Genomic DNA, 19,902 nt, shown 5'->3' with positions numbered 1-19,902 from the left:
CTAATCGGTCCAGCATCTGACGATAAAAGCGAGGATAATTGGCTTTCTCATCTTCGCTACTCACGTACAATTCAGCCATTGCGAAGTCTAATCCAACTACACTTTCTACTTCTTTTTGAACAATTTCCTTTTCATATTCAGTCAAAACAGACACATAATACTTTCCGGTTGGTGTCATCGAAATCGTGCATGATTTAATGATATGGTTTTGTGGTATCTCTCTATGTTGTTTCAGTCGCACCATTTTTAGTTTCGGTAATTTGATATAACCATGAAATAACATAATATTTCCGTTTACTCGATTCGTTGTATAAGATTTTCTACTCTTTCTACTTTTGAATGTAGGAAAATCATTTTGACCACTAAAAAAATTTTTATACGCGGTTTGCAAGTTTAATTGAGCATTTGCCAATGCCAATGAATCGACTTCTTTCAACCATTCATACTCTACTTTGTATTTTGCAGGCGTAGGGAATTTTTGTTTCTTTAGTTCTTCTTTGTTCTCTTTGTACGTTTCGTATACTTCTTTCCGCTCAGCCAGCATTTTATTATACACAAAGCGTACACACCCGAAAGTTTTACGTATCAGGTAGGCTTGTTTTTCTGTAGGATACAGACGAAATTTGTACGCCTTATTATGCTTTGCCATATCAGTTCATCTCACTTTCCCATAAACATTTCTACTTTATCTATGGCGGTGATAACACAACATGAACACTACATGATTATCTCATTTCATTGTCATACCAAACGTTACCTCTTATAAGACTGATTATAGCAGAGGCGAAATAAATAGGAAAAATAATTTTTTGGCTACGCCAAACCAAAAATCATCTCCCACCTACCGCTTTGCTGTCGTCCTTCACACGCTTGAGGAAGGAGACTTCTATCGGATAATACGTTAAATATATGGACTTATAGCTTAGTCAACTCTAAAAAACAAAAAGATATCCATCTCTAAACATGTAGTCATAGAGATGGATATCTTTATTTTTATACTTGCAATGCCTTCTCTCTCAAAGCTCTTCTTAACAATTTACCAGTTGTATTCTTCGGCAATTCTGTTAAAAACTCAATACTCATTGGCACTTTATATTTCGCTAAATGTAACGTGCAGTAATGCGTAAGCTCTTCTTCTGTTACGCTCGTTTGTTTCAGAACGACGTAAGCTCGCACTGCTTCTCCTAAGTTTTCATCAGGAACACCGATTACGACAACTTCAGCTACCGAATCATGAGTATATAATACTTCCTCTACTTCACGAGGATATACGTTATAACCGCCAACTAAAACAATATCTTTTTTACGATCGACGATATAGAAGTAACCTTCTTCATCCATTTTCGCTAAGTCACCTGTATATAGCCAGCCATCTTTAATTGTCGCCGCAGTATCTTCTGGCGCATTATAGTAACCCTTCATAACGTTAGGTCCGCGAACAATTAATTCCCCAACTGCACCAACAGGTACTTCTTCCCCAAGTTCGTTCACAATTTTATTTTCTACGTGCCAAATATTTGTACCAATCGAACCTGGTTTACGAGGACGATCTAACGGATTAAAACAAGTAACTGGTGATGCTTCTGATAAACCGTATCCTTCTGAAACGATAACGTCAAAACGTTTTTCAAAGTTTTTTAGAAGCGCAACAGGCATCGATGCACCACCTGAAATACAAAGGCGAAGTGTCTTCACATCTTCTGCGCTTGCTTCTTCAAATAAATATAAGTAATTATACATTGTCGGTACACCCGCAAAAATCGTTGGTTCATACGTACGACAAATGCGAAATACTTCTTTCGGACTAAACTTCGGTAACATTAAAATTGTTGCCCCGTTCACAATCGGCGCATTTACCGCAACTGTTAAACAGAACACATGGAACATCGGCAGTGCCGCAACGACGCGATCATCCGCAGTATATTGTAAATATGACGCCACATCGCTAGCGTTACTATATAAATTTTTATGTGTTAACATAGCGCCTTTTGGCTTTCCAGTTGTACCTGAAGTGTATAAAATAACAGCTACATCTTCTTCATCTAGTTCAGGACCTTCGTAAGTTACATCTCCATTTCCTATAAAACTAGTAAACGTTTTCATTTTTTCGGTTTCTATATGGTTAAAATCTGATGAGGTTTCGCATATGATGATATTTTCAAGTGAAGGAAGTCTTGTTGTAAGAGATTGTATAACAGGTAGAAGGACGTCGAGTACGATGATTGTTTTTACATCTCCATTTTGTAATATGTAATGTATTTCGTCTGCTGTATAAATTGGATTAATCGGAATGACAGTTGCTCCGGCTTTCATTGTTCCGTATAAACCTACTAAAAAATGTGGTGAATTGCCTACAGCTAATGCGACATTGTCCCCTTTTCCAATGCCCATTTTTGCTAAATTGCTAGAAAACCTAGTGACTACTTTGTTTAATTGGTCATACGAGACCGACTGATCCATAAATATGTACGCCGGTTTATCCCCCTTCTTTTTTGCCGTTTCAGCCAAAGATTGAACGAGATTCACACAAATCCCACCTTTATAAAATTTAGAATATTTAAAAATTCTAAATTAATTATATTAAAAGAAAATTAAAGTAGCAAGTGATATTCCATTAACTGCATATACATGAATCACCTCCTCTTGGTTTACTTTGGAAGGATAAGGGGATTTCGTTTGCAAGTAATTTATGAAACTAGACCAAAAATCATTTTAGGATAATATGCATTCATCTTTTCTCTAAGTTTATTAAGTTCCTCTTTATTTAACGCCGTATGCTCTCCAAACAAGTTGATCGCGTCCGCTCCATCTACACCCGACATATGTGGAGAACATTTTAAAACAGCTGCTTGAATCTTCAATCTATCATGGTTTTAAACTGATATACTAATAGTCTTATTGCTGATTAAACTACCAGTGTATAAAAGCAACATCTCTATTTATATTGAGAATAATGGTGTTGCTTTTATTTCAAACCTACATTTTCTGTATAATCAGTCTTTTTATAATCTAATTCTTTGCCCACCTCTTTAATTTCCTCATATGCTTCATCTTTATTAAGTCTATATACTCTATCCACTTTATCTCCAGAAGATGTGTTATAGATTAATTCAATATACTTCCCATCTTCATAAACTATAATTTGTGTATTTTTTCTTTTTAAATTTTCTTCTCCATGTTTTTGGAGCGCTTCATTTTCTAATTTAATTACTTGATTAATATTTTTATTATATTTTTCTCTTCCACTTTCACATGCAAACAAGGTAACAATTACTGTTAAAACAAAAAGTAGAATTTTTAATTTCCTCAACAAAATCCCTCCTTTTTTAATGAAAAGTTAGGTACAGGTAATTCATTTTATTTTACATCAAATTAAAATAAATTTATATGCTTAAAAGAAATAAAAAAAGGAATATTTACCTATTTATAGAAAAATTACATTTAAGTGTAAAAAAATACAGAAAGAAGGGATATTGTGAGAAACAGTAAAAAAATTATTTTTTCGTTACTCGGTTTATTGTTATTTGCTACAGTATTACCATCTTCTATCAAGGCATATACACATAATGGTTCAAAGATTTCTAATCCAAATAATGCCTATTATTGGATTCATGGTGAGTTTAGTAAATACGGGTTAAAAGGTGAGGTTTTAAGGGGCATCACTGCTTGGAATCCTTCCTCAAAAATTCAATTTACTAAAGAATCCAGTCTCCCAGGGGGAGCAAATGTCAAAATTGAATATGTAGATAGATATAATGGAGATACTTATGGGATTTTTCGCGGTAGCGGTAATGTCACTCTTTTTAAAAAATGGCGTGTAGAATTAGACTCAGCAAGACGTAAAGAAACTGCAGTTCATGAAGTAGGCCATGCTCTCGGTTTAGGGCACACTCAAAAAAGTAATGACAGTATTTCTGTAATGCGACAGTATGAGTTTAATTATAAAGATTATCCACAATCAGATGATTGGGCTGGAATTAATGCAAGATATTAAAAGGGGGCATTATACAGATGAAAAAATCACTGAGGTTCTTATCGATAATCATAGTATTAAGCTTCATCACATTTTTATTTATAGGAAATCCCTTTGTTGAATCTAAGTCAAAAGAGATCACATTCGATGCAAAAACTGACGGCTTCAACAATTTGGAAGAACTAGAAAATAATTCACCAATTATAGTTCGTGGAATAAAAACAGATGAAAAAGAAACAGAAATTTATAGATCAGAAGTTGATGGCGAAGTAAATGGAGGTTTCACTTTATCTGGTTTCAAAGTGAATAACGTATATAAAAATAGTCAACAGGATACTAATATATTAGTGGGCAAAGAAATTCAAATAACCGAAAATGCTTATTATGATAAACAAACTAATACAGCTTACAATATCAACGGTTACACAAACATGGTTAAAGAAAAAGAATACCTATTATTCTTAATACCAGTAGATGATGGCAAATATGCAACTCGTGCCGTTACATTTGGAAAGGTACCTTTATATACACAGAAGACAACCATCAATAAATCCTCTACACTTTCGGAAGATCATGTTCAAAATGATGGTGTTATTGAAAGTATTTTCAAAGACGCACGAGAAAAATATAAAGATTAATACTAAAAGCTTTCCAAGTTAAATAGAAAAGAGGCTGCCAGTTATGACAGTCTCTTTTCTATTTAGAAGAATAAATGCAAGAAATCTTCTGTTGTAATATTACCGAAGTAACGCGCGATATCTACGCCTTCTAAAGCTACAGTGAATGTATCTTTATCAAATTGTACGCCTGTTAGACGTTCTTCAATGTCATGAACATCTAGTGATCCGAAGAAATCACCGTAAATTTTACATTCTGTTACTGTTCCTTTTTTCACTTCAAGGCGAACATCAACTTGTCCAACTGGGAAGCGGTGTGAATGTTGTAAGTTGAACTTCGGAGACTTCCCGTAGTTCCAGTCCCAATTGCGGTAACGTTCTTCAGAAATTTTATGAATTTCTTTCCAATCAGCCTCAGTTAATTCGTACGTTGGAATTTCTGTTTCACCTTCGAAGATTGTCTCTAGAAGAAGTTGTCTAAACTCTTCTGTTGTCATTTCTTTATTTAAGAACTCTGTAATATTCGCAACGCGGCTACGGATTGATTTAATTCCTTTTGATTGAATCTTATCCATTTTCACTTTTAGTGCTGATACAACGTGATCGATTTCAGAGTCAAATAATAACGTACCGTGACTAAACATACGACCTTTCGTTGAAAACTGCGCGTTACCTGAAATTTTTCTACCTTCAGCTAAAATGTCGTTACGACCACTTAGTTCTGCATTTACACCTAGTTTACCAAGCGCTTTCGTTACAGGTTCTGTGAATTTTTTGAAGTTGCTGAAACTGTCTCCATCATCTTTCGTAATAAAGCTGAAGTTTAAGTTTCCTAAATCATGATATACTGCGCCTCCGCCTGATAAACGACGAACGACATGAATGCCTTTTTCTTTTACGTAATCTGCATTAATTTCTTCCACTGTGTTTTGGTTTTTACCAATGATAATCGAAGGCTCATTAATGTAGAACAGTAAATATGTTTCGTTAATATCTAAATTTTTAACACAATATTCTTCAATCGCTAAGTTTATCGTAGGATCTGTAATCCCTTTATTATCAATAAATAACATCGTATCACCTCATGAATTCCAAACGTAACCACTATGCGCAAGCGTAATATGGCCACTGAAAATTTGTTTTGCTTCTGTTACTAAATCAGATGGATTGCCTGTATGCGGCAAATGCGTTAATAAAAGTTCTTTTACATTCGCAGTTTTCGCAATACTTGCTACTTCTGTACTATTCATATGCCCTGCTTTGGCAGCCTCTTGATGTGCATACATATTACATTCACAAATGAAAAGATCAGCATCTTTTGTGAACGGAATAAATTCAGGAATATAACTTGAATCTGCACTGTATACTATGGCATCATCGCCAGCTGTAATACGCATCGCAAAGCATGTAACAGGATGAACAGTTTTTAAGAATGAAATGGAGAACGGTCCAATTTGAAGTGTTTCTTCTGGATTGTACGCGATTCCTTTCGTATGCGGTTCATGCGTTAAAGAATGGAATCCATTCTCATCAAACGAATGACCGTATATTGGTAACTCCGGTAGTTGTCCTTTTGTCACACTCGTAATTAATCTTGCATATTGCAATACCCCAATATCTGCAACATGATCGTGATGATAGTGCGACAATACAACTGCATCTATATCAGATGGTGTTATATATTTTTGAAGCTGTGCTAGTACACCACTACCACAGTCTACAAGTAAACGAAAACCATCGTGTTCAAACAAATACCCCGACGTTGCTTCTCCCGCTTCTGGAAAGCCGCCCCAAAAGCCGACAACAGTCATCTTCATATGTATCCATCCTTTCTAAAACCGTGTAGGAATGCGGTTTTTCTCCGTACTTGAGAAAGTTTTTTACTTACATCCTACATTGTTAACTATAATCCATTTCCTAAACTTTTTCATTAATTTTCAATTTTGTTATAAAACAGTTGTTGACTTTTGTTTTTTGTACTAATACAATGATAGTAAGAAATGGAAATGGAGGGATTGACATGATTGATCAACCAATGGAGTTTTTCCGAAATTTACCGACGAAAACTTGTGCACACTGCGGGAAGGAAATTGATGAGCAACACGAAGCATACCATAACAAATGTGACGATTGCGTTCACGAAGAATAGTAGTTTGTGAACATAAAAAAACCTAGCAGACATAGTCTACTAGGCTAATAACATCGTATCCTTCATCGTTGAACCTTTCACCAAGAGCTCCAGTTCAAACTCATACAATTCTTTTTGTCGATAATTTTTCGTATGGATTTTATCCATCATTAATTCGACAACTTTTCGGGCCATCTCGTCGATTGGCTGTTCAATTGTCGTAATACCTGGCTCTGTAATCTGCGCTAAAATTTGATTATCAAAACCGATAACAGCGAGATCTTCTGGAATACTCCAATCATGACGTTTCGCCTCTGAGATAATTCCAGCTGCAACCTCGTCGCCTCCTGCCAAAATCGCGGTAGGATTTTTTTTGTCCTTTAATACTTCATGGAATATTCGTTTTCCATCATCCCAAGAGAAAGCGTTTTCAAGAAAATCGATTGCTTCCACTTCTCTACTCTTTTCAGTAATAGCGCGTAAAAAGCCCATTTTTCGCTGTTGGCTCACTACTTTCGTTTCGTTACCACGGCAAAAAATAAGATTACGATATCCCTGTTCTAATACATGATTGGCAGCTATGTATGCTCCCTGTGCATGATCAAATTTCACTGTTGGAACATTTGCTTCCTCAATATATTCATTACATAACACGATTGGACCGTGTTGCAAGTATGGCTCCACATTCTCCCATGGATTTTCTAGTGAACATAGAATAATCCCATCTACTTGTTTCGTAGATAATAATTGTAAATACTCCATCTCTTTTTCCGGTAAATATCTTGTTTGACAAATAATCAGTTTATATTTATGTTCAGAAGCAGCAATCTCGATTGCTTCAATAAATCTACTAAAAAAAGGATTTGTAATCCTTGGAACAAGCACCGCAATTGTTTCTGTTTTTTGTTTACGAAGCCTTCTCGCCGCAGAATTAGGAACGAAGCCTAAATGCTTCATTGCTAATTGAACCCTTTTCTTCTTCTCATCTGAAACATATGGATGATTATTGATCACCCTAGAAACCGTTGTCCTTGATAACCCCGCTAATTTCGCCACGTCCTCGATAGTCGACACGAAATTTTCCCCCTTTGCATGAAAACGTTTTCTTATCCTGATTATATAGTATATTATTGGAAACTGCAATATAGGTTCTTATGATTTTACTATATTAATATTATACATAGGGAAAAGTCTGTTAACTGCAGGGAATTACACACTACTTTTAGAATTTCACAATAAGAATATTTATAAAATAAAGGATGATATTTCATGAATCGGACGGATCGTTTATTAGCTATATTAATTGAATTACAAAGAAAACAAAACGTTACAGCACAAAGCTTAGCTGAAAAATTTGAGACAAGTATACGCACTATTTATCGAGATATGGATGCACTTAGTGAATCTGGCGTCCCGCTTTTCGCAATGCCTGGTCACGGTTATTCATTAATGGATGGTTATTTCTTACCACCCATTCAACTTACGCCTGAAGAGGCTGTTACTCTTTTATTAGGCGGTGATTATATTGAGAAAACTTTCAATTCTTCTTTACGGTTTAGATATTTCCTGCATAAACCCAGCCATGCTCGCTAATAAACTAGTGAAAACGAAAAGAACAATAATAAGAGGGATAAGTTTATCTTTATTTAAATTCGCAATCGTTTTTAAACCTATTCCTAATAAAACGTAATACCAAATGTTAAATATATCTATTCTTTGAGCGATTGTATGTAGAATCATATTATCTGTCGCTATTGCACCTAAACCTGTATAAGATATCTCATACCCACTTAGAGAAAATGTAATTAATCCGTTTAAAATCATCCCTACCCTTAATACAAACGAAGCATAAATAATTACCGGGAATGTTTCTTTATAGCTAATATCAACTCCAAAAAAAATCATAATATTCTTGTAGAATATAGGGGCAAAAAATATAGCTACGATGCCACTAACTGCGGATATCCCAAATGTGGTAAAGAAAGTTATGTATTTTGGAACAGTAAATCCCGTTTTATCATGAAACATACTAAGTGCAGGATTGTTTAAAGCATTCCAAGACATTAAAGCACTTGAAATTATAATAAGTACCATTAAAAGAGCTAGTGGAAATAATATATTTCTTTGATTCTTCATCCTTTTGAATTGCAGTGTTGGCGAAGTAAATATCCCCAAAATCGATGGTTTCCCCGAAATCTCTTCATGCATAAGACTACTAGCTTGCAAGAAAATTCCCCTTTCTCATTACCCCTATAGCTCTTCCCACTTCTTCCATACTTCTCTCCCATTTATACGATACACATTATCCTCTCGATCCATAAACCCATGCACGATAAAGTGAAACTTTAATCAGTGGGGGTTTTGTTCATCCCCCACTGATTATTAGTTGAACCAATCGGGCGTTTACGGGCAGTTGATCTCCCACCTAACTTCTTTGCTCCAGCCGCATTTGGAGGTGGGAGTTTTACTGCCCGTTAATGCGGGATAAACTCTCGTCTAATCGTACAAAAATCATCATGATATTGTTTTATGAATGCATTAATTTCTTTTTCTGTATATTGTTTTTCAGCGTTTAACTTGCTAATCAAATGCTCTAACAGTACTAACTTTTTCTTTTTTTGACCTGGAATCGATTTTAAACGATCCTCTTTATCGAAAAAATTACGAATGGTCGTATCACGAAATTTCATTTGGCTGTCAGTCATTTTATTTTCCTCCTTATTATTTATCCTTTTCCTTGTCTTTTTCACCGAAAAGGTCCAGTGCATACCCTACGCTTATAAGGAAATAGTAGAATCCAAGAAATGCTAACGTATCTTTTACGCTAGTATGTTCTTCTTTGCGAAACAAAATAGGTGATATGGTGAAAACGAGGAAATAGACGCATGGATATAGTATGAAATAATAGTTGAATTTTTTTCTCATAGCTCCTCCTCTTTCTGTATATGATTCTATTCAAATATTTGTAATCCCTTTTTTAATATTCCCCTCTCCTTTAGGTAGGTCTACAGGAATTTTTAAATAAAAGTGATATGTTCTATCCAATGATCTTTCACATATATTTACATGGATGAATTACAAGTCAAGGGGGAATATGAATGCGGTGGATTTATTATGATCCTTTGTTTGAAGTAGATCAAGTCGTTCCATCTGTTAGAACTTCTTCGCCATGGGCTGGGCATAACAAGTTTGCTTACGATCTCGTTACATTTTTCAAACCTAATACACTAGTAGAATTAGGAACATATTATGGATCTTCCTTCTACAGTTTTTGTCAGGCTGTTAAAGATGAACAACTCCCGACACAATGTACTGCAATTGATACTTGGCAAGGAGATCCACACGGTGGTTACTATGGAGAAAATGTATTCGAAACCGTAACAAATGTGCTGGACACGTGTTATCCAGGAATCGGAAAAACGATTCGTTCTACATTTGATGATGCTTTAAATCAATTTGAAGATGAAAGCATCGATTTATTACATATCGATGGGTTTCATACGTTTGAGGCGGTCTCACACGATTATGTTACATGGTTACCAAAACTTAAAAAGAACGGTATTATTTTATTTCATGATATAGCCGTCTTCGAAAATGGGTTTGGTGTACATCTATTATGGGATACTTTAAAAGCACAATACCCTCATCTAGAATTTTCACATTCGTACGGTTTAGGTGTCCTCTTCCCAAAAGGACATGAAGAAAAATTTGAAAATGTGCTCACTAAAAATAAAGAACTACAGCAAAAGTATGGAGGATAATCCTCTAATTAAAATAAGATAAATAAAAAAGCACCATTTCGGTGCTTTTTTATTTACGCTTCAAGTGATTGATTTTCAGCAATATTTCTAAATTGTCGTTTGTGCATCCAAGTTAATGAAGCGATTGTTCCAAGTGATAATACAACGATAAAGATCATGAGTATCCCTATATTTTGCCACATGAAGTTAAAATCACCGCTTGATACGACTGCTTTAAACCCTGATACAGAGTATGTCATCGGTAGCCAAGCATTAAAGGGTTGTAAATACTTCGGAATCAACTCTAGCGGGAATGTTCCAGCGCTAGTTGTAAGCTGCATAATTAATGTTAAGATCGCAATGAAACGGCCCGCATCACCGAATGCTGTTACTAAACATTGAATTAATGCAATGAATGCTAAACTTGTAATAATGCTAAAGAGTATGAAGTATGGAATGCTTTGTACTTCTACACCTAATCCGAATAGTAATATGACATCTGCTACTATTGCTTGAATAATACCGACTGATAATAAAACACCAAACTTACTAATAAACCAGCTGAATCCTGATTTCGGAACGCCGACTGTATCGCGTAATGGGTATACGATAGATAATAGTAATGCCCCAACGAATAAACCGAGTGATAAGAAGTACGGTGTAAATCCTGTTCCGTAGTTTGGAACTTCCGCTATTTTCTCCACCTTCACTTTTACTGGGCTTGCAAACATATCATACGTTTTATCCGTTCCTTTTACTTCTCCTGTCTTTTCTGCACCTTCACCAAGTTTCTCAGCAAGTGTACCTGATCCATCATTTACTTTTACGAGTCCATCTGTCACTTTTCCTGAACCGTCTGTTAGTTTATTTACTCCATCGATTAGCTGGGTTGAGCCAGTTGCCATGTTATTTAGACCACCATTTAGAGTACCTAAGCCAGTTGTTACTTGACCCGAGCCATCTGCTAATTGATTTACGCCACCTATTATTTTGTTTGTTCCTACAGATAATGTACCTAAACCGCCTGTCACTTGGCTTGAACCATCTGCTAATTGATTTACGCCACCTGCCATTTGATTTGCTCCTGCAGATAATGTGTCTAAGCCACCTGTTACTTTACTCGAGCCATCTGCTAATTGATTTACACCACCTGCCATTTGATTTGCTCCTACAGATAATGTGTCTAAACCGCCTGTTACTTTACCCGAGCCATCTGCTAATTGATTTATCCCAGCAATTAATTGACCAGATTCGTTTTTAAATTTATTTGCGCCTTCTTTAGCAGCACTTAACTCCTTACCAAATCTTTGGAAATTTGCAACAAAACCTTTTTGTACACTATCTAATTCTTCAATACCACTCATTAAAGATTGTAATTCCGCTGTATTCGGTAGTTTGCTTTGTCCATCACCTGTTTTTTGATTTATTTCACCTGTTAATTGTTTTACTTCTTCATTTAATTTATTTGTTCCACCTGCTACTCCAATAGCTTTCTGCTGAACTGTCGCTGTACTTTTTGCCGCATTTGTTATATATGGTTGTAACTGCTCTTGATATTCTTTTGGTAAACTCTCAATTTGTTTTTGCAAATTAGCTACATCTTGTACTGCATTTTTCGCATCCCCTACTGTTGACTGAGTAATTTCATTTAACTGATTTACGTTTTCTTCAGCTCCATTTATTTTCTCATTTACTTTATTTAATGTAGAAGGACCTTTTGACTGCATTTCCTCTAAACCTGCAGCAGAACTTTTCACTTTACTATTTAAATCTTCCAAACCCTTTTCAATTTTTTGAGAAAATCCCTCTAATTCACTTTGTCCGCCAACAAGTTTTTCCATACCAGTTGATAATTCATTCGTTCCTGTTTTTAATTCACCTGTTTTACTTACTAATGTATTCAAACCTGCTGTTACTTTCTGAGATCCATCTTGTAATTTCCCTATACCTGTCTGCATCTCACCTGTTTTGCTATTTAACGTATTTAAACCTGCTGTTACTTTCTGAGACCCATCTTGTAATTTTCCTATACCAGTCTGCATCTCACCTGTCTTACTATTTAACGTATTTAAACCATCTGTTACTTTTCCAGACCCATCTTGTAATTTCCCTATACCAGTTTGTATTTCACCCGTTTTGCTATTTAATGTATTTAAACCATCTGTTACTTTTCCGGACCCATCTTGCAATTTATTAGATCCATCTGCTAATTTCTGAACTCCATCTTTCATCTCCCCAGATTTCCCTTGAAGTGTATGGAGTCCATCCGTCACTTTACTTGATCCATCATGCAACTCACTAGCTCCATCATGTAACTTATTTGCTCCGTCCGCTCCATCTGCTAATCCTTTTGATACGTCTTTAATGGAATCAAACATTTTCTCTGCATATGTTTTCGTTAACGTGCTTGATACTTCACCTTTAATTTTTTCAATGGCTGTTCCGCCGATTTGTGAAGATAAGAAGTTTAAACTTTCATTTGGAATATATTCTAAGTTTAATGGTTTCGGATCGTCTTGTAATAACGTTGTAGCGTTACTTGAGAAGTCATCTGGGATACGTACTAACATGTAATACTTTCTGCCTTCCATTCCCTCTTTCGCTTCTTTTTCACTTACAAATTCCCATTTAAAACTTTTATTATCTTTTAAGTTATCAACGAGCCCTTTCCCCACCTCAATTGGTTTCCCATCAAGTTCTGCACCTTTATCTAAATTGACTACCGCAACTGGCAAGTCATCTAGCTGTTCATACGGATCCCAAAAGGCCCATAAAAACATACCCGCATATAAAATCGGTACAAATAAAACCGCAATGATTGGGATTAATATTTTTTTACTTTTTATAATCTCTGCAAATTCTTTACTAAGCAACTTATGCCATTTCATAATTTATCCCCCTTTTTAAAATTGACCAAAATGTCTATTTAGTCATTTTTACCCAAATAAAAAGGCTATATCTGTTCATACATATGCCTTATCCCCCAATTTATACTATGCACATTTTCATCTACTTGATTATACTATTTAACCACCCTTCTCATACTTTTGACCAATTTGTTCAATTAGTCATTTTTTTATAATATTAAAAGGATTATCTTAATTTGACAATCCTTTTAGTAAATAAAGTTCGAATAATTCCGATATTTTTTCTTTTTCTAACGGTTCATGATTTTTTTCCCAATCAAAAATAAGCGATACGTATAGGCGAAGCATAATAAATGCTGTAATTTCTGGATCACATTTGCTAATCTCACCTTTTTCAATCGCAATCTCTAAATAAGATTGGATGACAGAAATGATTTCCACATCTACTTGTTGCATCACTTCTTGTACTTCTTTCGTTCCCATATCACGCTCTTCTTGAATTAGTTTAATCATGAGCTGATGTTCTTTTCTAAATTCTAATATGCTATATAATGCTCTATGTACATTTTCAAAAAATGAAATATCTGAACGAATTGCGTCTTTTGCGACTTGCTTCATTTCTGTAATTAAATTAGAAATAATTTCGCCAAATAGTTCTTCTTTATTTTTGAAAAAAGTATAAATTGTTCCTTTTCCTACATTCGCTAACTTCGCAACTTGATCCATCGTCGTTGCTTTATAACCGAATGCTGAAAAAGACTTTGTTGCAGCTTCAATAATAGAACGTTTTCGATCTATCGCCACATCGTCACCTCCAAAAATGACCAATTGGATGATATAGTCAATTGGTACATCTTTGATATTACCACACGCTTACATTCTATACAAGTTCTCTTTTTAGTTATTCCCAGTTTAAAAAAATTCCAGTCAATCTATATAATACTGTCATAGTGTATCAGAAAAAAAGGGGAAAGGAAAAGATGTTCTTCAGATATAATTTTTATGAACACCTTTTTCTTATTTCAACGTAGAAAGCGTAATTTTGTCTAAACTAGAATTCCATATGTCCTCTCTTTTCCTTTCGCTCTGACAATCTTCTTCTACAGTTAAACCTTACCTAACAATACAAAAATTCCTCTTTTTCTAATAATCAAATAAAAAAACAAGAAAATGTTTACAATTAATAGTAATATAGAAAATAGACAAGTTTATCAAAATAGTGGAGGCTTTTTTAGTCATGATGCGTGCGCTTCGTTTAAATATAAAGCAAGCTTTTTGTAATCGTGTTTCTTTAATTATTATGTTTAGTGGATTCGTTCTTATTTGTATTTATCATTATTATTATGTAATTCGTTATTTAGGAGATGCTGCGAATGGACCTATATCAACGGATATTAAATGGATTGGATTTCGTGGCAATGAAATGGATGTTTATTTGTTATTAATGCCAGTTATTGCGAGCCTTCCCTTTAGTACAAGTTACAACTCGGATAAATCAGATGGTTTTAAACCGTTTGTCAGTAAAGAAATTTCTATATTTCCTTATTCAGTAATGAAATATATCGTTACATTTTTTTGCGGAGGAACTCTTTATACGTTTCCATTCATCTTATCATTATTATTTTGCAAATTAACCATTCCAGACGGAGAACCGACGGCTGGTTCAGGTATTATAAATGATAACGGGATGTTCGCAAACTTATATTACGATACTCCCATCACTTACATTACTGTATATATCGGAATTAATTTTTTATTTGCAGGTTTAATGGCTCTTTTAGGACTTGCTGCATCTGCATGGTCACAAAAAGATTATATGGCGCTTCTATTTCCATTTGCAACTACCGCCATTCCTTACATCCTGCTAAATACGATATTCCCTACAATAGGCGGGGCACCTATTCATTTATATGATCCAAGGCAACCGCTGCATGGCATGTCACCATATATTTTAACAATACAATGTACCTTCTTCCTCCTCGTTAGCTTATTCATGTATATACAAGGAGTAAAGCGCGATAGAAAAAAATATAGAAGAAGACTGCAAAGAAGAGATCGGTGTAGAAAAGCGTTTCAAGCATAAAAAACCTAATTTCCACATTTTATCTTGGAAATTAGGTTTTTTATTCATTTACGGCGTACCAGCCACCCCCCATAAAATAACAACCGCCGCAAAATAAATTGCTTTAGTACCTACAACTAAACATAATGAAATAATTGCATATTTACTCCACTCTCTTCTTGCTCCTATTAAAGTAAAAATGACTGCCAAACTAAATGTTATATAAGAACTTGCTGTATTTATTAGGTTATACGTAATATCTAAATTCTGTGTAAGTCCTGTTATCTCGGCTATAAACTGAATCATGACGATACTACTAAAAAAGATTGCGATTTGATTCATTAATTTCCCACTTATTAACGCTTGCATCTTTAGCCCCTCTTCCGAAAACTAAATATTCAATTAATTTTATCACCATATTACAAAAAAAGGAATTCTATCTTCATAATTATATGACGATGTAAAAACAAAAAAGAACGCTTAGTTACCTAAGCGTTCCCCTACTTTAAGAAGCCTTCTTCAAATCAATTTGAGCAAGTACTGGATCGTGGTCACTTACACGTCCATGTTCTTTCATAATGTTTGAGTTTAAGTGTACTGGGTCTACAATTGTGTGCTGTACAATGTTATTTGTTACTAAAATATGATCTAGCACTTGTGCGTTACCTTCATGAATGTACGTGTAACGATTCTCTTTCGGTACTGTGTTTAACATATCTTTTAATATCGTTCCTTGCAGCGCTTCTAAAGGTTTAGAGAATTCAAAGTCATTCATATCACCTAATACAACAACTGGCGCATTCGTATTCTTTTTCTGAATACCTTGTACGAAATGATTCACTTCTTGTGCTAATTGAACTCGTTTTTCTTCACTCTTTAATACGAGCGGCTGCACTTTTCCAAATGGCGTTGCATCTCCTAGTTTTGAGTTTAAGTGATTTGCAACGACAACAACGTTTTGTCCTTGGAACGTAAATTCTGCTGCTAACGGTTTACGTGTACTTTCAAATAAAGGATTTTCGTCTCCAATACGAACAACATTTTTATCAAGTAACTTCGGTACTGCTGCTAATTTCACACGCGATGGGTTATAGAAGAAACCGACGCGAATATTCGCTCCTGGTGCTCCCCCGTCTTGATTGTTGCTTGGCGCAATTTCTACATACTCATACTTCGGACCACGAATTTCTACCACTGCATCAATGATACGTTTTGCGCTTAATGAAGCATCTGTTGTACCGTCATTAATCGATCCGTTATTATCTTGCATTTCCTCTACACCGATAATATCTGGCATTTTTAAATTGTATTTAATAGAATACGCTAACGCTTTTACTTTTTCATCTGTTGTTTCTTTTTTGTTCGCTGAGAAGTTTTCAATATTATATGTAGCAACTGTTAACTTATCAAGACGCGGCTGAATATTTGCCCCTACTTGCTTAAATCCACCGTCTACTACAGATGGTAATTCAGTTACTGGTGAAATGCGGTACGAACCGTAATCATATCCTACTACCCCTGTTATATCTCCAGTGAAAGCATCTCCTACTTTTGCAACATAATCACGAGGTACTTTTACAGAAAGACGCTCTGGATTTAATTGGTTTTCATCTAAAAGAGGTGTACCATACTTCGTTACTACTTTATCTCCGCCATTTTTTACTGTTACATATAAATTTCCGTTTTTCTGAGGTGCAATAATTTTTGGTGTTGGCATCGTAACGCGCATACCTTCTACACTTTCATAAAAATCGATTGCATCTTCATTTGGATCAAATAAGCCGAATGCGTCATTATCAATAATTTGATCAGGAATTTTCACACCGTTTTCCCCTAGTACAATCGGTGCTGGTAAAGGTTGATCTTTTGCGATTACAGCAATGCGACTCGCCTTAATTTCCGTCGTCGTTAAATCTGTTTCAAATCGTTCTGCATATCCAGGTCCAACATATTCTTCTACTTCTCCATCAACTTGAATAAGATCTCCTACCGCTACATTCGCATCTTTTTTGTATACATAAATACCTTCTGACGTAGCTGGGTCATTATCCGGTTGATTATCTTCTATATAAAAACCATTTTTATCAAGCGCTGTTACAACGCCTTCCACATTGTTTACTTTCTTCCCAGTGTAAGGAGAAATATGTGATTTCCCTTGAATATCATGAATACGAACTGGTTCATTTTTTACGATAATAAATGAAAATGTCGAAACCGCTGAAGAAGTAAGCCCTTCTTTTTCTGCGATTGCTTTCACTACACTATTTTCATTCACTACAATTTGTCCGTTATAACGAACGCTTTTATTTGTAGGATTAGAGCCATCTAACGTATAGTAGATTGTCGCTCCTTCTGTATTCGTTGTTAATGTTACCGCTGTTCCTTTCGCAACTTCCCCGCCATTTGGTGATGCCACTACATCGCTAACGCGGTTTTGTTCTTCTCCGTAAAACTTATGAGCTGTTACTGATTTTAAACCTGGGCTACCGAAATATAATTCAAGCGTCCCTGTTAAGCTAACTTTCTTCCCGATATTTTCAGGATGATCTTTCACGTTTACAGCCGATCTCACATCGCCTTTTGGCAACTGAACAGGCATGATTTTGTCTGGATTCGTTTCGTTTGGCGAATCGGCAATTGCCACGTTTGTGTCGTCAAACTTAGCCGGATCTTTCGTGTATTTAGAAGGACTTTGCGTATACCCAACGATATATCCTTCCACTATCCCCTTCGTTTTCCCTTGCTGCTTAAATACTTGAATTGCTTTTTCTACTGACATAGAAGTAGTTTCTTCCGCCTGCGCTAAAGTTCCAGTAAATGAAAGCAATAACATTAATGATAAAAAGACACTTAATAATTTCTTCACAGCCATCTCCCTCTCCCTATTTCATATTTTCTCAACATTTCTATCATATCAAATGATTCGTTATATAGAACTATATTTCGACAACTTTTACACAAAATTCATTTAATTTACAACTTTTCAAACTATAATACAAAATAACTTATATAGGTTTATTGACTAACAGGTATTTTATCCAATAAACAAAACGCCTTCAATATAATTAAAGGCGTTTTGCTTGAACTATTTTAATGTGCGACTAATTCGGTTTCCATTTCTTTGTCTAAATGAGATAACACACGTTTCACCGCTAACTCACCTTGCTCAATACAAGCCGGAAGACCAGAACCAGCGTAAGAACTACCTGCCAAATACACACCTGGCAACTCATTCTCCATAAATGTTGTGAGCTTTTTCATTCGCTCTTTATGGCCAACTGTATATTGAGGCATCGCTTCTTTCCAGCGGCTTACAATTGTAAACTCTGGATCCTCTGTAATATCCATTGTCTTTTGTAAGTCCTCTAATACGAGCTGCACAATTTCTTCGTCCGTTTGTTCAACAATCGCTTCATCACCAGGTCGTCCAACGTAACAACGAAGAAGTGCCTTTCCTTCTGGCGTTGTATGCGGCCATTTTTTATGTGTCCACGTACACGCTGTAATCGTGTAATCACTATTTCTTGATACGACAAATCCCGTACCATCAATATCACGCTGAATTGCAGACTTCGGGAAAGCAAGTGCCACGTTTGCAACTGATGTAGACGGAATGTTACGGAAGAAACGAAACTGCTTGTACTGCGCAAACATAGACGGCAATATTTTATGCGGTGCTGTAACTACAATCGCGTCTGCTTCCATTTCTTTTCCGTTACTAAGAGTAATCGTATAACTATCACCAAGTTTTGCAACTTTTTCAATACGAGTTCCCTTCATTACCATATCATTAGGAATCTTCACTTCAAGAGATTCTACTATAGATTCTAAACCGTTTTTCACAGTTTTAAAGATTCCCTTTTTCAATTCAGCCTTCTCTTGCTTTGGAGCGAGCGTACGCATACCGAGTGAAATACTACGATGCTCCTGTTCAATTTGATAAATTTGAGGGAATGTTGACATTAAACTCATTTCATCAATATCCCCTGCATAAATACCAGATAATAATGGCTCAATTAAATTTTCAACGACTTCATTTCCAAGGCGATGCCTGAAAAACTGCCCGAGTGATTGGTCAGATACTGGCTTTGATCTAGGCATTAACAGATCAAAACCAGCTCTTAGTTTACCAATTGGGGAGAACAATCCGGAAAATAGAAACGGCGTAATTTGCGTTGGAATTCCCATCATTGAACCGCTCGGCATTTTATGTAACCGATTGTTTACGAGAACGAACGATTGACCGGTCGCATTATTTACAAGTTCAGCATCAAGTCCTAATTCTTTCACTAATTTAGCTGTGCTCTCTTTTCTTGCTAAGAAAGAATCAGGGCCACGTTCAATTGTAAATCCATCTTTTTGAACGGTTTGAATTTTCCCGCCAAGTTTACCGGACGCTTCTATAAGCAATGCATCTATCGGCAAGTTTTTTTCACGAATTTCTTTTTGTAAGTTATACATTGTTGTTAATCCTGTGATGCCACCGCCGATGATCACAACTTTTTTCCTCAAGTA

General features: G+C 35.5%; 19 protein-coding genes and 2 pseudogenes. 6 read left to right on the top strand and 15 right to left on the bottom strand.

Going from position 1 to position 19,902, the window contains the following annotated elements:
* From JTF23_RS13435 to JTF23_RS13425, 3 genes are all read right to left on the bottom strand, one after another.
* A partial coding sequence (locus tag JTF23_RS13435; protein WP_204208957.1) for an RNA-guided endonuclease TnpB family protein occupies nucleotides 1-649 on the bottom strand: 649 nt, incomplete at its 3' end.
* Between the two features lie 344 nt (nucleotides 650-993).
* Nucleotides 994-2,526: a fatty acid--CoA ligase family protein gene (locus JTF23_RS13430; RefSeq protein ID WP_002158957.1), complete on the bottom strand. Its 1,533-nt coding sequence runs from the start codon at nucleotides 2,524-2,526 to the stop codon at nucleotides 994-996.
* Nucleotides 2,527-2,965: 439 nt separating this feature from the next.
* On the bottom strand, nucleotides 2,966-3,310 hold the full coding sequence (locus tag JTF23_RS13425) for a hypothetical protein (RefSeq protein ID WP_002202845.1): 345 nt from the start codon (nucleotides 3,308-3,310) through the stop codon (nucleotides 2,966-2,968).
* A 165-nt stretch (nucleotides 3,311-3,475) separates the two neighbouring features.
* Here JTF23_RS13425 and JTF23_RS13420 point away from each other — a divergent pair, with 165 nt between their 5' ends.
* Nucleotides 3,476-3,994: a matrixin family metalloprotease gene (locus tag JTF23_RS13420; protein WP_002202846.1), complete on the top strand. Its 519-nt coding sequence runs from the start codon at nucleotides 3,476-3,478 to the stop codon at nucleotides 3,992-3,994.
* Nucleotides 3,995-4,011: 17 nt separating this feature from the next.
* Nucleotides 4,012-4,611 (top strand): hypothetical protein, encoded by a 600-nt coding sequence (locus tag JTF23_RS13415; protein WP_002202847.1) that lies wholly within the window; start codon nucleotides 4,012-4,014, stop codon nucleotides 4,609-4,611.
* Between the two features lie 62 nt (nucleotides 4,612-4,673).
* On the opposite strand, the gene lplA is transcribed toward JTF23_RS13415, so the two are convergent.
* Both lplA and JTF23_RS13405 read right to left on the bottom strand, forming a co-directional pair.
* Nucleotides 4,674-5,663 (bottom strand): lipoate--protein ligase, encoded by a 990-nt coding sequence (gene lplA / locus JTF23_RS13410; protein WP_204208956.1) that lies wholly within the window; start codon nucleotides 5,661-5,663, stop codon nucleotides 4,674-4,676.
* 9 nt (nucleotides 5,664-5,672) lie between these two features.
* Nucleotides 5,673-6,407: an MBL fold metallo-hydrolase gene (locus JTF23_RS13405; protein WP_002158959.1), complete on the bottom strand. Its 735-nt coding sequence runs from the start codon at nucleotides 6,405-6,407 to the stop codon at nucleotides 5,673-5,675.
* Nucleotides 6,408-6,610: 203 nt separating this feature from the next.
* On the opposite strand from JTF23_RS13405, the gene yhfH reads away from it, so the two are divergent.
* Nucleotides 6,611-6,739, top strand: a complete 129-nt coding sequence (yhfH, locus tag JTF23_RS13400; RefSeq protein ID WP_000567010.1) for a protein YhfH — start codon at nucleotides 6,611-6,613, stop codon at nucleotides 6,737-6,739.
* 39 nt (nucleotides 6,740-6,778) lie between these two features.
* On the opposite strand, the gene JTF23_RS13395 is transcribed toward yhfH, so the two are convergent.
* Entirely contained in the window at nucleotides 6,779-7,792 is a 1,014-nt protein-coding gene (locus tag JTF23_RS13395; RefSeq protein WP_002158960.1) for a LacI family DNA-binding transcriptional regulator, read from the bottom strand.
* Nucleotides 7,793-7,987: 195 nt separating this feature from the next.
* Here JTF23_RS13395 and JTF23_RS13390 point away from each other — a divergent pair.
* Nucleotides 7,988-8,266, top strand: a pseudogene (locus tag JTF23_RS13390) (helix-turn-helix transcriptional regulator); the annotation flags it as partial.
* Here the strand turns inward: JTF23_RS13390 and yknW are convergent.
* The 4 genes and pseudogenes from yknW to JTF23_RS13370 form a co-directional block, all read right to left on the bottom strand.
* Nucleotides 8,267-8,944, bottom strand: a complete 678-nt coding sequence (yknW, locus tag JTF23_RS13385; RefSeq protein WP_204208955.1) for a YknW family membrane protein — start codon at nucleotides 8,942-8,944, stop codon at nucleotides 8,267-8,269.
* A gap of 24 nt (nucleotides 8,945-8,968) precedes the next feature.
* A pseudogene (locus JTF23_RS13380) lies at nucleotides 8,969-9,055 on the bottom strand (DUF2087 domain-containing protein); the annotation flags it as partial.
* A gap of 137 nt (nucleotides 9,056-9,192) precedes the next feature.
* Entirely contained in the window at nucleotides 9,193-9,423 is a 231-nt protein-coding gene (locus JTF23_RS13375; protein ID WP_204208954.1) for a DUF2087 domain-containing protein, read from the bottom strand.
* Nucleotides 9,424-9,439: 16 nt separating this feature from the next.
* Nucleotides 9,440-9,643 carry a hypothetical protein gene (locus tag JTF23_RS13370; RefSeq protein ID WP_002201454.1) on the bottom strand — a complete coding sequence of 68 codons (204 nt, stop codon included), beginning with the start codon at nucleotides 9,641-9,643 and terminating at the stop codon, nucleotides 9,440-9,442.
* A 173-nt stretch (nucleotides 9,644-9,816) separates the two neighbouring features.
* Here JTF23_RS13370 and JTF23_RS13365 point away from each other — a divergent pair, with 173 nt between their 5' ends.
* Nucleotides 9,817-10,479: a class I SAM-dependent methyltransferase gene (locus JTF23_RS13365; RefSeq protein WP_002158968.1), complete on the top strand. Its 663-nt coding sequence runs from the start codon at nucleotides 9,817-9,819 to the stop codon at nucleotides 10,477-10,479.
* 53 nt (nucleotides 10,480-10,532) lie between these two features.
* Here the strand turns inward: JTF23_RS13365 and JTF23_RS13360 are convergent, their stop codons facing one another.
* Both JTF23_RS13360 and JTF23_RS13355 read right to left on the bottom strand, forming a co-directional pair.
* Nucleotides 10,533-13,346: a YhgE/Pip domain-containing protein gene (locus JTF23_RS13360; RefSeq protein WP_204208953.1), complete on the bottom strand. Its 2,814-nt coding sequence runs from the start codon at nucleotides 13,344-13,346 to the stop codon at nucleotides 10,533-10,535.
* A 210-nt stretch (nucleotides 13,347-13,556) separates the two neighbouring features.
* On the bottom strand, nucleotides 13,557-14,129 hold the full coding sequence (locus JTF23_RS13355) for a TetR/AcrR family transcriptional regulator (protein ID WP_002116844.1): 573 nt from the start codon (nucleotides 14,127-14,129) through the stop codon (nucleotides 13,557-13,559).
* Nucleotides 14,130-14,562: 433 nt separating this feature from the next.
* Between JTF23_RS13355 and JTF23_RS13350 the strand changes: the two genes are divergently transcribed.
* Nucleotides 14,563-15,408 (top strand): hypothetical protein, encoded by an 846-nt coding sequence (locus JTF23_RS13350; RefSeq protein ID WP_002158970.1) that lies wholly within the window; start codon nucleotides 14,563-14,565, stop codon nucleotides 15,406-15,408.
* A 48-nt stretch (nucleotides 15,409-15,456) separates the two neighbouring features.
* On the opposite strand, the gene JTF23_RS13345 is transcribed toward JTF23_RS13350, so the two are convergent.
* The 3 genes from JTF23_RS13345 to hemY form a co-directional block, all read right to left on the bottom strand.
* On the bottom strand, nucleotides 15,457-15,756 hold the full coding sequence (locus JTF23_RS13345; RefSeq protein ID WP_204208952.1) for a hypothetical protein: 300 nt from the start codon (nucleotides 15,754-15,756) through the stop codon (nucleotides 15,457-15,459).
* A 136-nt stretch (nucleotides 15,757-15,892) separates the two neighbouring features.
* The gene (locus tag JTF23_RS13340; RefSeq protein ID WP_204208951.1) at nucleotides 15,893-18,259 is read right to left on the bottom strand and encodes a DUF6359 domain-containing protein; all 2,367 of its coding nucleotides are present in this window, start codon (nucleotides 18,257-18,259) and stop codon (nucleotides 15,893-15,895) included.
* Between the two features lie 218 nt (nucleotides 18,260-18,477).
* Nucleotides 18,478-19,899 carry a protoporphyrinogen oxidase gene (gene hemY / locus JTF23_RS13335; RefSeq protein WP_204208950.1) on the bottom strand — a complete coding sequence of 474 codons (1,422 nt, stop codon included), beginning with the start codon at nucleotides 19,897-19,899 and terminating at the stop codon, nucleotides 18,478-18,480.
* Between the last annotated feature and the right edge of the window lie 3 nt (nucleotides 19,900-19,902).

This window comes from Bacillus sp. RIT 809, assembly GCF_016892495.1.
In the GTDB taxonomy this organism is placed as follows: Bacteria; Bacillota; Bacilli; order Bacillales; family Bacillaceae_G; genus Bacillus_A; species Bacillus_A cereus_U.
The sequence above is the reverse complement of the archived record's forward strand: the minus strand, read 5'-3'. Positions and strand labels throughout refer to the sequence as shown.